The sequence below is a fragment of the Amycolatopsis sp. NPDC051061 genome, assembly GCF_040682935.1.
Classification (GTDB): Bacteria; Actinomycetota; Actinomycetes; order Mycobacteriales; family Pseudonocardiaceae; genus Amycolatopsis.
On record NZ_JBFBBZ010000005.1, the window covers coordinates 308,333 to 322,092 of the forward strand.

General features: G+C 71.4%; 13 protein-coding genes. 9 read left to right on the forward strand and 4 right to left on the reverse strand.

Annotated elements, in window-relative coordinates; translation table 11 throughout:
- Positions 1-4: 4 nt before the first annotated feature.
- Complete coding sequence (locus tag AB0N03_RS09630; RefSeq protein WP_364368015.1) at positions 5-1,015, reverse strand: phosphotransferase family protein; 1,011 nt, start codon at positions 1,013-1,015, stop codon at positions 5-7.
- Positions 1,016-1,129: 114 nt separating this feature from the next.
- Here AB0N03_RS09630 and AB0N03_RS09635 point away from each other — a divergent pair, with 114 nt between their 5' ends.
- The 8 genes from AB0N03_RS09635 to AB0N03_RS09670 are packed head-to-tail and all read left to right on the forward strand — an operon-like array spanning position 1,130 to position 8,849.
- Positions 1,130-1,894 carry a crotonase/enoyl-CoA hydratase family protein gene (locus tag AB0N03_RS09635; protein ID WP_364368018.1) on the forward strand — a complete coding sequence of 255 codons (765 nt, stop codon included), beginning with the start codon at positions 1,130-1,132 and terminating at the stop codon, positions 1,892-1,894.
- Positions 1,895-1,953: 59 nt separating this feature from the next.
- Entirely contained in the window at positions 1,954-3,153 is a 1,200-nt protein-coding gene (locus AB0N03_RS09640) for a cytochrome P450 (RefSeq protein ID WP_364368021.1), read from the forward strand.
- Between the two features lie 5 nt (positions 3,154-3,158).
- Positions 3,159-3,614: a VOC family protein gene (locus AB0N03_RS09645; RefSeq protein ID WP_364368024.1), complete on the forward strand. Its 456-nt coding sequence runs from the start codon at positions 3,159-3,161 to the stop codon at positions 3,612-3,614.
- Positions 3,611-4,669 (forward strand): acyl-CoA dehydrogenase family protein, encoded by a 1,059-nt coding sequence (locus tag AB0N03_RS09650; RefSeq protein ID WP_364368027.1) that lies wholly within the window; start codon positions 3,611-3,613, stop codon positions 4,667-4,669. The genes AB0N03_RS09645 and AB0N03_RS09650 overlap by 4 nt, the downstream gene beginning before the upstream one ends.
- Positions 4,666-5,853 (forward strand): acyl-CoA dehydrogenase family protein, encoded by a 1,188-nt coding sequence (locus AB0N03_RS09655; protein WP_364368030.1) that lies wholly within the window; start codon positions 4,666-4,668, stop codon positions 5,851-5,853. Before AB0N03_RS09650 ends, AB0N03_RS09655 begins: the two co-directional genes overlap by 4 nt.
- On the forward strand, positions 5,850-6,824 hold the full coding sequence (locus tag AB0N03_RS09660; protein WP_364368033.1) for an NADPH:quinone oxidoreductase family protein: 975 nt from the start codon (positions 5,850-5,852) through the stop codon (positions 6,822-6,824). Before AB0N03_RS09655 ends, AB0N03_RS09660 begins: the two co-directional genes overlap by 4 nt.
- Complete coding sequence (locus tag AB0N03_RS09665; protein ID WP_364368035.1) at positions 6,821-7,579, forward strand: SDR family oxidoreductase; 759 nt, start codon at positions 6,821-6,823, stop codon at positions 7,577-7,579. The genes AB0N03_RS09660 and AB0N03_RS09665 overlap by 4 nt, the downstream gene beginning before the upstream one ends.
- A gap of 34 nt (positions 7,580-7,613) precedes the next feature.
- Complete coding sequence (locus AB0N03_RS09670) at positions 7,614-8,849, forward strand: MaoC family dehydratase N-terminal domain-containing protein (RefSeq protein WP_364368037.1); 1,236 nt, start codon at positions 7,614-7,616, stop codon at positions 8,847-8,849.
- A gap of 22 nt (positions 8,850-8,871) precedes the next feature.
- On the opposite strand, the gene AB0N03_RS09675 is transcribed toward AB0N03_RS09670, so the two are convergent.
- The 3 genes from AB0N03_RS09675 to AB0N03_RS09685 form a co-directional block, all read right to left on the reverse strand.
- The gene (locus AB0N03_RS09675; protein WP_364368039.1) at positions 8,872-10,368 is read right to left on the reverse strand and encodes an FCD domain-containing protein; all 1,497 of its coding nucleotides are present in this window, start codon (positions 10,366-10,368) and stop codon (positions 8,872-8,874) included.
- Positions 10,369-10,469: 101 nt separating this feature from the next.
- Positions 10,470-11,240: an SDR family NAD(P)-dependent oxidoreductase gene (locus AB0N03_RS09680; protein ID WP_364368041.1), complete on the reverse strand. Its 771-nt coding sequence runs from the start codon at positions 11,238-11,240 to the stop codon at positions 10,470-10,472.
- A gap of 17 nt (positions 11,241-11,257) precedes the next feature.
- A complete protein-coding gene (locus AB0N03_RS09685; RefSeq protein ID WP_364368043.1) occupies positions 11,258-12,382 on the reverse strand; it encodes an acyl-CoA dehydrogenase family protein in 1,125 nt (374 codons plus the stop codon).
- A 125-nt stretch (positions 12,383-12,507) separates the two neighbouring features.
- Here AB0N03_RS09685 and AB0N03_RS09690 point away from each other — a divergent pair, with 125 nt between their 5' ends.
- Positions 12,508-13,746: an acyl-CoA dehydrogenase family protein gene (locus tag AB0N03_RS09690; RefSeq protein WP_364368046.1), complete on the forward strand. Its 1,239-nt coding sequence runs from the start codon at positions 12,508-12,510 to the stop codon at positions 13,744-13,746.
- The last annotated feature ends 14 nt before the right edge of the window (positions 13,747-13,760 follow it).

The following is a 13,760-nucleotide window of genomic DNA, read 5'->3' on the forward strand; positions in this document are numbered from 1 at the left end:
CCTCCTAGCGGCGAGTGAGGTGGGTGAGCGCGGCGGCGAGCAACATCGGGATCCCGCCACGCATCCGTTCGATCCGGTCGGTGACCTGGCCGCGGCGCTCGGCGTTCTTCACCAGCAGCGCGGATGCGGCGGCTTGCTTGTAGCGGACGAGGGCGTCGAACCAGGAAAGGTCTGGCACCGGAGAGCCGTAGGCGGCCAGCAGCTCGTCGGGTTCCAGCGTGGGCGCCTCGGGCGCGACGGCGGTCGGGTGCGCGGGATCGGACATCAGCCGCAGCCACGCGAGGTCCAGCCGCGGGTCGCCGACCGACCAGATCTCCCAGTCGATCACCGCCCGGATCTCGTCGCCGGCGCACTGCATGTTGCCCAGCCGCCAGTCGCCGTGCAGCACCGCGGGCCGCAAGGGCGCGGGGACAGCCGCGGTGAGCTGATCGCGGCACTCGAGTTCGGTGCGGACGGCGGCCGGCTCGAGTTCGCACGTGGCCAGTGCTTTCCGCCACCGCTCGACCTCGGTTTCCAGCGCCACGGCTTCCTCCGTGATCCCCAGCTTCGCCGGGTCGGCGGTGTGCAGGGCCGCCAGCATGCGGGCCGCAGCCGTGGCTCGGCCTCGCACGTCGGCTGCGGGTGGACGCTGCTCGCGCGCGATGTGCCGGGGTTCGTAACCCTCACCGTCCGCGTAGGACATGACGAACAGCGGCGGAACGTCCGGCGGGGCACCAGGATCGGTCCCCAGGACCTCCGGAACGGCCACATCGGGCACCTCGGACAGCGCGGTCAGCACCCGGGCCTGGCGCAGGACGTCCCGGTTGCGGACCGGCTCGAGCCCTGGCGGGGCGACCTTCACGACAACGCGGACGCCGGAGTCCGTCACGGCGGAGTAGGTGAGGCTGGAGGCTCCGCCGTGCAGCTGCGAGAGGTCTCGCAGTGGCTGTCCCGAGGCCTTCGTCGCCCGCCGGACGACGTCGGTGGGATCGGCGATGCCGACCTTCGTCCGCGCCGTTGGTGATCCGTCGGCCATGCGCCTCCGTTCGTCGAGATGAGTATACGTAAATGGGCAGATACTGCGCGAGACTAGCTCGGACTGGGGAGTTAAGGGTACTCTTCTGTCGCAGCGTCGCATGGAGGAGGAAAAGTGCCGGACGAGGTTGTCGTCGAGCGCCAGGGTGCGGTCCAGGTCATCACGATCAACCGTCCCAGGGTGAAGAACGCCCTCGACGCGGCCGTGGCGGCCGGGGTCGCGGCGGCCGCCGACGAACTGGACGAGTCGGACGACCTGCGGGTCGGTGTGCTCACCGGTGCGGGCGGGACGTTCTCCGCCGGGATGGACCTGAAAGCGTTCCTGCGCGGGGAAAGCCCCGCGATCGAGGGGCGCGGGCTGTGCGGGATCACGATGACGCCGCCGCGCAAACCGCTCATCGGCGCGGTGGAGGGCTGGGCGCTGGCCGGCGGTTTCGAGCTGCTGCTCGCGTGCGACCTCGTCGTCGCGGCGCGGACGGCGCGGTTCGGGGTGCCCGAGGTGAAGCGGTCCCTGGTGGCGGGCGGCGGGGCGGCGTTGCTGCTGCCGCGGCGAGTGCCCTTCGCGCTCGCGCTGGAGCTCCTGCTGACGGGTGAGCCGTTCGACGCCGAGCGCGCGGCCGCGGCCGGGCTGGTGAACCGGCTCACCGACGAGGGCGGCGCGCTCGAAGGCGCGTTGCAGCTCGCCCGGACCATCGCCGCCAACGGCCCGCTCGCCGTCGCCGCGACCAAGCAGGTCGCCCGGTCGAGTGCCGACTGGACGCTGGAAGAGGGCTGGGCCGAGCAGGCCGAGATCGTCCGGCCGGTGTTCGCGTCGGACGACGCCAAGGAAGGCGCGACCGCGTTCGCCGAGAAGCGGGCGCCGGTCTGGCGGGGTCGCTGACCGCGCGGAAGCACCTCGCGACCGACCCCAGTGCAGCAGCGTTCGACGAGAGGACCGTCATGAACACCACACTCGAGCCCGAGGGAACCTACGAAGGGGTGCCCGCGTACCACTACGACAACACCGCGGGCGGCCCGGTCCTGAGCCACCACCGGCGGTGGGACGAGATCGCCGCGACGCACTCCGGCTTCCGCAGCAGCATCGCGCGCGGGTACTGGGTCGTCACGGACGGCACGGCCGTGCAGGAAGCCTTGCAGGACTGGCGGACGTTCTCGAGCAAGTCCGTGACGGCGCTCGACCCGGACCCGAAGTTCCTGTGGATCCCGGAAATGCTGGACCCGCCGGTGCACACGCAGTGGCGGCGCCTGCTGGGCCGCGAATTCTCGCCCAACGCGGTCGCCGCGCGTGAACCGGAGATCCGGCGTGTCGCGGCGGAGATGATCGATCGGCTGACCGGCACCGGGGGCGCCGACGTGCTCGACGAGTTCGCCCGCCGGTTCCCGACCCTGATCTTCATGCGCCTGATGGGCTTGCCCGAAGAAGACCTGGAGAAGTTCCTCGACTGGGTGCACAACATGCTGCATCTGTCCTACGAGCAGGACCCGGACCGCAGCCGGCAGCTCGCGGCGATCACCGCGGCGTCGGCCTACTTCGACGAGCAGATCGCCCTCCGGCGGGAGGTACCGCGAGACGACCTGCTGTCGCGGGCGATGACCTGGGAGATCGACGGCGCACCGATCACCGACCGGGACATGCACGCCTTCTGCGTCCTGATGTTCCAGGCCGGGCTGGACACGGTCCCGATCTCGGTCGGCTGGGCGCTGTACCACTTCGCCGGTCATCCCGAACAGCGCGCGGCGATCGTCGCCGACCCGTCGCTCATCTCGACGAGTGTGGAGGAGATCCTCCGCGTCTACTCGTTCGTCATTCCAGCCCGCAAGGCGACGAAGGACGTCGAGATCGGCGGCTGCCCGGTCAAGTCCGGGGAGATGGTGATGCTGCCGCTCGCGGTCACCAACCGGGACCCCGCGCGGTACGAGAACCCTCTGGAAGTCGACCTGGACCGCAAGACCAGCAACCACATCGCGTTCGGCTCGGGGCCGCACCGCTGCCTGGGTTCGCACCTCGCTCGCCTCGAGCTGAACGTGGCGATCGAGGAGTGGCACAAGCGGATCCCCGAGTACCGGATCACCGACGGTCAGGACATCGAGGAGACCGGCAACATGTACGGCCTGAAGTCGCTCCGGCTCGAATGGTGAAGCCCGTGACACCGCCGCTGCGCACCGCGGACTTCTACCACACCGGGATCGTGGTGCCGGACCTCGAAGCGTCGATGGCGCGGCTGGGTGAGGTCGCCGGTTACCGGTGGACGACGATCCAGGCCGCCGAGCTGACGATCCGGCTTGCGGACGGCGAGCAGGTGCTGCCGCTGCGGTACGCCTACTCACTCGACGCACCGCACCTCGAACTCGTGCAGGAGGTCCCCGGCACGCCATGGACAGCCGCAGCGCACCACCTCGGCTACTTCTGTGACGACGTCCCGGCGACGTCGAAACTGCTGGAGGAGGCGGGTTTCGCGTTCGAAGCCGGTGCGGTGCTCGACGGCACGCCGGCCCTGTTCGCCTACCATCTGGACCCGTCGGGGGTGCGGATCGAGATCGTCGACCGCGCCCTGATCCCGGACTTCGCCGAGTACCTGCGCGCGAGGACGCCGCGGTGATCGCGTTCACGGAGGAGCAGGAGGAACTGCGTGCCTTGGTGCGTCGTTTCCTGACCGACCGGGCGGCCGTGCGCACTTGGATGGAGTCCGAGGAAGGCCACGACCCGGTTCTGTGGCGGCGGATGGCCGACGAACTCGGCTTGCACGGCGTCGCGGTGCCGGAGGAGTACGGCGGCTCGGGCGGCGGCCCGGTCGAACTGGGGATCGTGCTGGAGGAGCTGGGGCGGGTCTTGCTGCCGTCGCCGTTCTTCGCGACGGTGGCGCTGGCCGGTCAGGCACTCACCGCCGCCGGTGACGACGCGGCCAAGTCACGGTGGCTGCCCGGCATCGCCGACGGGTCCCTGACCGCGACCCTCGCCGTCGCGGAGGAAAGCGGGCGGCCGGACGACATCGCGACCACCGCCACGAACGGAACCTTGTCCGGCACCAAGATGTTCGTCGTCGACGGGCACACGGCCGACCTGCTGCTCGTGGTCGCACGCACCGGGCTGTTCGCCGTTGAAGGCAGCGCTCCCGGGGTGAGCAGGACCCGGCTCGAGACGCTCGACCCGACACGCCGGCTGGCGCGGATCGACTTCGCTGACGCGCCCGCGGTGCGGATCGGCGATTCGCCGCCGCACAAGGCGCTCGATCTGGCGGTCGTCGCACTCGCCGCGGAGCAGGTCGGCGGCGCACAGGCGTGCCTCGACATGGCCGTCGGCTACGCGAAGGTCCGAGTCCAGTTCGGACGTCCGATCGGGACGTTCCAGGCGATCAAGCACAAGTGCGCCGACGTGCTGCTGGCGGTCGAGGCCGCACGGTCGGCCGCCTACCACGCGGCGTCGGCCGGGGACGAGCTGCCGGTGGCCGCGAGAGTGGCCGGGGCCTATTGCTCGGCCGCCTACACCCACGCGGCCAAGGAGAACATCCAGATCCACGGCGGGATCGGCTACACCTGGGAGCACGACGCGCACCTCCACCTGCGGCGCGCCAAGTCGTCCGAGCAGTTGTTCGGCGCGCCGGCGGCGCACCGGGCCCGGCTGGCCGACCTGGTCGGGATCCGGGCGGCCGGATGACCGCCCGGCGCGACGACGCATCCGAGACCGATGACGACTTCCGGGCGCGTCTGCGCGCGTTCCTGGCGGAGCACCATCCCGGCCGGCGGCCGAAGGATCCCGCCGACCGGCTGGCGTGGCAAAAGACGTGGCTGGCCGCGCTGTTCGACGCCGGGTACGCCGGTCCGAGCTGGCCGCGCGAGTACGGCGGGATGGCGCTGAGCTTCGCTCGTCAGGTGATCTACCAGGAGGAGTACGCGAGCGCGCGCGTGCCGGGGCCGTTGGGCACGGGCCTGGGCATCGCGGCCCCCACGATCGTCAAGTACGGCACCACCGAGCAGAAGGAGCGGTTCCTGCGCCCGATGCTGCGCGGTGACACGGTCTGGGCCCAGGGCTATTCCGAGCCCGACGCCGGTTCGGACCTCCCGGCCCTGCGCACGACGGCCCGGCGGGAGGGCGACGAGTACGTCGTCAACGGGCAGAAGGTGTGGACCAGTTCCGCCGACATCGCCGACATCCTCTTCACCCTCGTCCGCACCGGCACACCCGAGTCGCGGCAGCGCGGGATCAGCTACCTGCTCATCGACGCGCAGGCCCCCGGTGTCGTCGTACGGCCGCTGCGTGACCTCACCGGCGACGCGCACTTCTGCGAAATCTTCTTCACCGACGTCCGGGTCCCCGTGGCCGACCGCGTCGGCGAGGAGAACGGCGGGTGGCCGCTGGTGCGCACAAGTCTCGGCCACGAACGCGCGGCCGGAGCGATGAACCAGGCCGCACGGTACCGGCGGGTGCTCGACGAGCTGATCGAGCTGGCCCACGAGCGCGGCGCGACCGCCGATCCGCTGGTGCGCGAGCGGCTCGCGGACTTTGAGGTACGGGTGCGGATCATGCGCTACACCGGGATGCGGACGATCGCCGACATCCTGGCTCGCGGTGAGCCGGGGCCGGCGTCGTCGACGTCACGGCTGTTCGTCGTCACCTTCGAGCAGGACCTGCACGAGTTCGCCGTCGAGCTGCTCGGCCCGTACGGGGTGCTCGGCCGGGACGACCCGCACGCCGTGCAGCGGGGCCGCTGGGTGTGGGGCTTCTTGCGCACCCGCGCGTCGACGATCGGGGCGGGGACGGCCGAGATCCAGCGCAACACGATCGCCGAACAGCTGCTGGGCCTGCCCCGGGACCCGGCCATGCCGGCGAGTGCGCGATGAAGGCCGCTCGATGCTTGGACTACGGCCCGCCGAGCGGAATTTCGGTCGTGGAACTGGACGATCCCGAGCCCGGTCCGGGTGAGGTCGTGGTCCGGGTGCACGCCGCGGCGGTCAACTACCCCGACGTGCTCATCGCCGCGAACCGCTACCAGGTCTCGGCGCCGCTGCCGTTCACGCCCGGCAGCGAGTTCGCCGGCGTCATCGCCGCGCTGGGACCGGGGGTGTCCGGGCCGGCGGTGGGTTCACCCGTGGCCGGGGCGGTACTGAGCGGTGCGTTCGCCGGGCAGGTCGTGGCGCCGGTCGAGGCGTTGCGCCCGATCCCCGACGGCCTCGACATGGTGCACGCAGCCGCGTTTCACGTCACCTACACCACCGCGTACCACGCTCTCGTGACGGTCGGCGGGGCCACGTCGGGGGAGTGGGTGGCGGTGCTCGGCGCGGCGGGTGGGGTCGGCTCGGCGGTGGTCGACGTCGCGACGCGGCTGGGACTGCACGTGGTTGCCGCGGCGTCGAGCGAGGAACGGCTCGCGATCGCGCGCAAGCTCGGCGCCGAGGCCGGGATCGACTACGTCCGCGAAGACCTCAAGATCCGGATCCGGGAGCTGACCGGGGGCGCCCATTTGGTGATCGACCCGGTCGGCGGCGAGCACGCAGAAGCCGCCTTGCGAGCACTGCGCCGGGCCGGCCGGTTCGTCACGGTCGGCTTCGCCGACGGCGCGATACCGCGCATCCCGCTGAACCTGGTGCTGCTCAAAAACCTGGTCGTGCGAGGGTTCGAGGCGCGGATGATCCGCCGGGAGGACCCGGACGCCACGAACGCGGCCGAGCGCGCCCTCGCCGGGATGGTCCGGGCCGGGATGCGTCCGTTGGTGTCCCGCGTGCATCCGCTCTCCGACGTCGCGGCCGCGCTGACCGCCGTCGCCGAACGCCGCACCAGCGGAAAAATCGTCCTCGAGATGGCGGACGCATGAGCGCGCCACTCACCGGGCGGCGTGTGATCGTGACGGGCGCGGCCGGCGGGATCGGCGCGGCGGCCGTCACCGTGTTCCTCGAGGCCGGAGCGCAGGTTGTCGGGCTCTTCCACACCACACCACCACCGGACGACCTCGCGGGACGCTGCGAGTGGCTGCCGTGCGACGGGCGGGACCGCCGTTCGGTCTATGCCGCGTTCGAGCAGGCCACGTCGGCCTTGGGCGGCCTCGATGTGTTGCTGCACGCGGCGGGCAGCTGGCGCCCGAGCACCCCGGAGTCGTTGTCCGACGACGAGCTCGACCTGGTCCTCGACACCAACCTCCGGTCGACGGTCCTCGCCAACCAGGCGGCGTTCGAGCGCATGCGTGGCGACGGCGGGCAGATCGTGAACCTCGGCTCGAGCGAGGGCGTCCGCGGGAATCCGCTGGCCCCGCACTACGCCATGGCGAAGGCCGGCGTCCACGCGTGGACCCGGTCCGCGGCCGCGGCGTGGGGGAGGTTCGGGGTCACGGTCAACGCGCTGGCGCCCGCGGTCGGCACACCGGGCGCCGAACGGCTGTGGGCGCACCTGGGTGAGGAGCGTGCCGCGGTGTTCAAGGAGCGCCTGCGCACGACCATGCCGTTGCGCGGCGAGCTCGGCGATGCGGAGACGGATCTCGGACCGGTCATGGTGTTCCTGGCCGGCGCGGGCGCCCGGTTCATGACGGGACAGCTGATTGCGGTCGACGGCGGATTGAACATGCTCGGCGCCTGACGGCCGACACGGTTGCGAACGAGGAGAACCTGCGATGACGACCACCGAGTTCGGGTTGCTGACCGACGAAACGATCGAGCGGTCCCGCCGCCGGCTCGGCGTCCCGAATCCCCAGCGAAATCCGCCGCACAACTACGAAGTGACTTGGGACGGGGTCCGGCACTTCGCGTTCGGTTATGGCGATGACAACCCGCTCTACTGCGACCCTTCGTATGCCACGGGTTCCCGCTGGGGATCGCTGGTCGCGCCGCCGACGTTCCTCTACACGATGGGCGAGGACGCGGCCCCGAAGCCGGACCCCGAGACCAAGGCGCTGCTGAAGGGCGACCCGTTCGCCGGGCTCGGCTCCTACCAGGCCGTCATGGAGTTCGAGTGGTGGCGGCCGCTGCGGCTGGGGGACCGGTGCCGCGTGCTCCAGACCCAGGTGGGCGTGCAGCCCAAGCGAAGCAGCTTCGGCGGGCGCACCGCGCACGTCACCCAGGACTACCTCTACACCAACGGCCGCGGGGAGATGCACGCCGTCCGGCGGGGCACGTGGATCAACGCCGAGCGGCACACGTCGAAGAAGCGGGCGAAGGAGAAGCTGGAGCAGCAGCCGTACACACCGGAGCAGCTCGCCGAGATCGACGCCGCGTACGCGGCCGAGACGCGGCGCGGCGCCGAGCCGCGCTACTGGGAGGACGTCGAGATCGGCGAACCGCTGCCGCCCAAGGTGAAGGGGCCGCTGACGACCACGGACGTGATCGTCTGGCACCTCGGCTGGGGGATGCAGCTCACCCCGCCGGGGGTGTTCAAGATCGCCGCGGACATCCGGCGCAAGGCCCCGGGGCTCTACCCGCCCAACGGGCTGAACATCCCGGACACGGTGCAGCGGTTGCACTGGGAGTCCGCGCGGGCGACCGAGCTGGGCCTGCCGAACTCCTACGACTACGGCGGCATGCGCGAGACGTGGCTGAGCCACCTGCTCACCGATTGGATCGGCGACGACGGCTGGCTGTGGAAACTGCGCTGCGAGCACCGCAAGTTCAACTACCTCGGCGACACCACGTGGGTACGCGGTGAGGTCGTCGGCAAGCAGCTGGTGGACGGCCGCGGCGAAGTGCACCTGGCGGTGCGCTGCGAGAACCAGCGCGGTGAGGTCACCACCCCCGGCACGGCCGTGGTGCTCCTGCCGACCCGGGAGGGCGCCGTCGACGTGCCCGCACCGCCCGCCCTGGACCTCGACGGCATGGTGGCGCACGAACTGGCCCGATTCAGCGTCCCCGGCTGACCCGAAGAGCCGTGAAGGGGACTCAGTGCCACCAGGGGATGAGAGCGTCGAGGTGACGGCGCATCCGGTGCCGGGCGACCCCGGCGTCACCCTGGAGGATCGCGTCGAAGATGCGCTGGTGCACGTGCTGGACCTCGTCGGCCGCCGAGTCGCCGGGCAGCGGCCGGTCCTGGCCGGCGGCGTGCCGGCGGAACAGCTCGGTGATGATGCTCAGGAACAGCGACAGCACGGGGTTGCCGGCCAGCTCGGCCAGCTCGGAGTGGAACTTGTCGGCCTTGCGGGGGAGATCGGCCGGGCCCTCGGTAGGCCAGCGGACGGCCGCGGCGAGGCGTTCGGCCACCTCGCCGTTACCCTCGGCGTGCCGCGCGGTCACCCGGGCGACAGTGCCGAGCTCGATGGCGTCACGGACGATCCGCAGGTCGTCGGCCGTGACGCCCTGGTACTCGAGGAACAGCGCCATCGTGTCGATGCTGGCTTGCGGCTCGGGAGCCGCGACGATCAGGCCGCCGCCGGGGCCGCGGCGCATCCGGGCGACCGAGTGGTACTCCAGGAGCCGGACGGCCTCGCGCAACACGGCCCGGCTGATCTCGTACCGAGCGAGGAGATCGGCCTCCGAGCCGAGCGCCGAGCCGACCTGCCAGCCGCGGGCGGCGATGTCGTCGTGGATCCGGGCAGCGACCACCTCGGCGAGTTTGGCCCGTGGCCCCTCGACCATCTCGGGCTCGATCACCGTGCCCGAGATCTTCGTGCGGTGCACGCGGTGCTTCTCGATCCAGGCCGCCACCCACTCCACGTGCGCGGTCAGCGTTGTCTGGGCGCGGGCGCCGTCACCGGCGATCACGGCGTCGGCGATGGCCCGGTGGGCCTCGCGGGAGGTCTCCTTCGACGTCGCCACCTCCGCCTTGGGGACGCGGCGGGAGGTGTGCGCGTACCGCGCGGTGAGGCGGGTGAGCACGTCGACGAACAGGTGCAGGACCGGGTTTCCCGACAGCTTGCCGAGCAGCGGGTGCAGGGGATCCTGCTCCCCGAGGCCCAGTTCGCCCCCGTGGAGTAGCTCTTCCTCGAGCGTGGCGCGAAGGGTCTCGATGCCTTCCTCGGTGACCTGGTCCGCGGCCAGCCCGGCGGCGATGGGTTCCAGCAGCAGGCGCGCCTGGAGCAGGTCCGTGACACTCGTGCCGACGTACTCGAGGTAGATCACCATGGACCGGGTCGCCGGGCCCGCGTCGGGGGCGCACACGAGCAGCCCGCCGTTGGGGCCGCGGCGCATCCGCGCGACTTGGTGGTGCTCGACCAGCCGGACCGCTTCCCGCAACACCGAACGACTGACGCCGAAGTGCTCGCGCAGGTCCTGTTCGGACCCCAGCGACTCACCGACGGGCCAGCCCCGGCGCATCACGTCCGCCTCGATGCGGTGTGCGATCCGGGCGGCGAGCGTGCCGACCTTCGCGCCGGTCCCGTCGCCGGCGAGGTCGGACTCCCGCTCGCCGTCGGCGGACTCGAGGTCGACGCCAGTCGTCATGCCGCTAACTCCTCCGGACAGATGTTGCGTACCCTCAGTCTAGTCGGGTGGCGGCCGACGTCCGTTGCGACGCACCGCCGGGCCGTGGTTGGGGATACTGTTCATCGGGGCGCGAACCGCTGCCCGGCGTCGAGACGCAGGCACTGGCCGTTGAGCATGGGGTTGTCGACGATGGCCAGCACCAGCTTGGCGTATTCCTCCGGGCGTCCGAGGCGCTTCGGGAACGCCGCGTCCTTCACGAGCGCGGTCTTCACGTCGTCCGGGATCTTGGACACCGCGCCGGTCTCGAACAGGCTCGGCGCGATCGCCAGCACGCGGATGCCCAGCGAACCCAGGTCGCGCGCCATCGTGAGGCACATGCCGGCGATGGCGGCCTTGGCCGCGCTGTAGGCGACCTGGCCGATCTGGCCTTCGAACGCGGCGATGGACGCCGTGTTGACGATGACGCCGCGTTCGCCGGTGACTTCGGGGTCTTCGGGTCCGTTGCGGCTCATGTGCGCCGCGGCGAGCCGGCTGATGTTGAACGTCGCGACCGCGTTGAGGTCCAGGACCTGGCGGAACGTTTCCAGATCGTGCGGACCCTCCTTGGACAACGTCCGCTTGGCCACGCCGCCGCCGGCGGTGGTGACGGTGACGTGCAGCCCCCCAAGGTCCTCGACGGCCGCGGCGAGCGCTTTCTCGGTGCCCTCGAAGTCGGTGACGTCGACGGGGTGGAAGCTGCCGCCGAACGCGGCGGCGACCTCGGCACCCGCCGAGCCGGAGCGGTCCAGCACGGCTACGTCGGCCCCACGGGCCGCCAGCAGCTCGGCGCAGGCCCGGCCCATGCCGGACGCCCCGCCGAACACCGCGGCCTTCTTGCCCTTGATCTCCACTGACTCCCTTTCGTGTCTCAGTTCGCCGCCGGAGCCGGCCGGACCAGGTCGCACAGCCGGTCCCGGTGGACCGCGGCGTCGCCGTAGAGGACGCCGTCGGTCTCGGCCCGGCGCAGGTAGAGGTGCAGGTCGTGCTCCCAGGTGAAGCCGATTCCGCCGTGCAGCTGCAGCGCTTCGCCGGCCACGTCCCCGGTCGCGGCGCTCGAGTACGACGCGGCGACACACGCGGCCCGGGCGGCGTCGGCGGCACCGGCGTCGGCGGCCATCGCCGCGTAGTAGGTGGCGGCCCGGGTGCCGTGGACGAGCATCGCCATCGTGGCGCACTTGTGCTTGACGGCCTGGAAGGTGCCCAGCGGGCGGCCGAACTGCACGCGCACCTTGAGGTACTCGACGGTCATCTCCAGCAGCCGGTTCAGGACGCCGAGGGTCTCCGCCGACAGCAGGACCGAAGCGTCGTCGAGCAGCTGCTGCACGTCCGCGGGACCACTGTGGACGCGGCGGCTCGGGGGGACCCGGACGCCTTCGAGCCGGACTTCGGAGAACGAGCGGGTCAGATCGAGGGTCCGCTGACGCCGGATGGTGACGCCCGGGGTGTCGCGGTCGACGAGGAACGATGCCAGTGCGTCCTCGTGCCGCGCGGTCACCAGCAGCCAGCGCGCACCGCCCGCGTCCTGCACCGCGGTCTTGACGCCGTCGAGCACAACCGTGTCGCCGTCGGTGCGCGCGGTGGTGTGGATGCCGTCGAGGGTCCACGGCGAGTGCGGCTCGGCGAACGCCCAGGTCGCCCAGGCCGCGCCCGAGGCCAACGTCGGCAGTACCTCGGCCTGCAACTGCGGCGATGCACCATGGGCCAGCGCGCGTCCGACGAGCGCGGTGGGCAGGAAGGGCCCGTGCGCCGCGGCCCGGCCGATCTCCTCGGCGACGAGCGCCAGTTCGACCAGGCCCTGACCGGCGCCGGCGTACTCCTCCGGGAGGGCCAAGCCGGGCCATCCGAGCTGCGTCATCAGGCTCCAGAGCGCCGGGTCGACGTCCTCGTCCTCATCCAGCCGTGCCCGGACGGCGTCGATCGAGGCACGGTCGGAGAGCAGGTCGCGCGACGCCGCACGCAGCATCGCCTGCTCGTCGCTGAGCTCGAAGTTCACTCAAGGAAAGTATCCTCTTTTGCAACGCACGTCGAGTAGATCGAGGGAAACTGAGGCTCGCCGATGATCTATATCGGGCTTAGAGTGACCTCATAATGGGTCACGACTAGGAGGAAGGGGCCGCGATGCAGCTGGAGTCCACGCCGGAGCTCGAAGCGTTCCGGGACAAGGTCCGGGCGTTCGTCGCCGAGCACGCGCCGGGCACCAAGACGCACGCAGGCGTCCGTGCGCCCGCCCCTGGCCTGATGCCGGCGATCCGGGCGTGGATCGCGAAACTGTACGAGGCGGGCTTCCTCGGGATCACCTGGCCGGCGGAGTACGGCGGCCGGCCCGACGCGCATCCGCTCGAACCGTTCGTCGTGGCCGAGGAGATCGCCCGGGCCCGCACGTGGCCACCCGTCGGAGCGGCCGCGTTGGCCTCGGCGGCGGTGATCGACTACGGCACCGACGACCACCGAGCCCGCTTCCTGCCGCGGATCCGCTCGAGCGAGGACCTGTGGTGCCAGCTCTTCAGCGAGCCGGGCGCCGGCAGCGACCTGGCGGCGTTGCGGACCCGGGCGCGCGGCGAGGGCGAGGACTTCGTCGTCGACGGCCAGAAGGTGTGGACCACCAACGGCCAGCACGCCGACATGGGCTACCTCCTCGCTCGCACCGATCCCACCGCCTCCAAGCACCAGGGCATCACGGCGTTCGCACTGGACATGCGCAGCCCGGGCGTCGAAGTCCGGCCGTTGCGGGAGATCACCGGTACCACCGACTTCGCCGAGGTCTTCTTCGACGGCGTCCGGATCCCGGCCGCGAACGTGATCGGCGAGGTGAACGACGGCTGGCGGGTGGCGATGAGCAGCCTCGGTCACGAACGCTCAGGCGTGGCCGCGCGCGGAGTGGAGTTGTTCGCCTCGCTCGAGGACCTGCTGCGACTCGCCGAAGACACCTCCGTCAGCGGCCGGCCCGCACTCGAAGACTCCGCTACCCGGCAGCTGATCGGCGAACTCGCGACCCGAGTACACGTGAACGCCGCGATGGTCGGTCTCGGGCGGTCAAGGCTGCTGCACCGAACCGAGCAGCCCGCCGACGCGGCCCTCGGCAAGATCTTCTTCAGCGAGCTCAACCACGACCTGGTCGCGTCCGGCGTCCGGCTGCAAGGCGTCGACGGGTTGCTCACCGAGGACGACCCGGACGCGGTGGCCGGCGGCTGGTGGCAGGACGCACACCTGTACTCGCGTGCCTACACGATCGCCGGTGGCGCCAACGAGGTCCTGCGCACCCAGGTCGCGGAGCGGGGACTCGGGTTGCCGCGCGAGACGTCCCCCGGCTCGGGACCGCAAGGGGAGGCGAGGAGTGGAGCGGTCGGCGGACGGTGAACCGGTGACGGCCG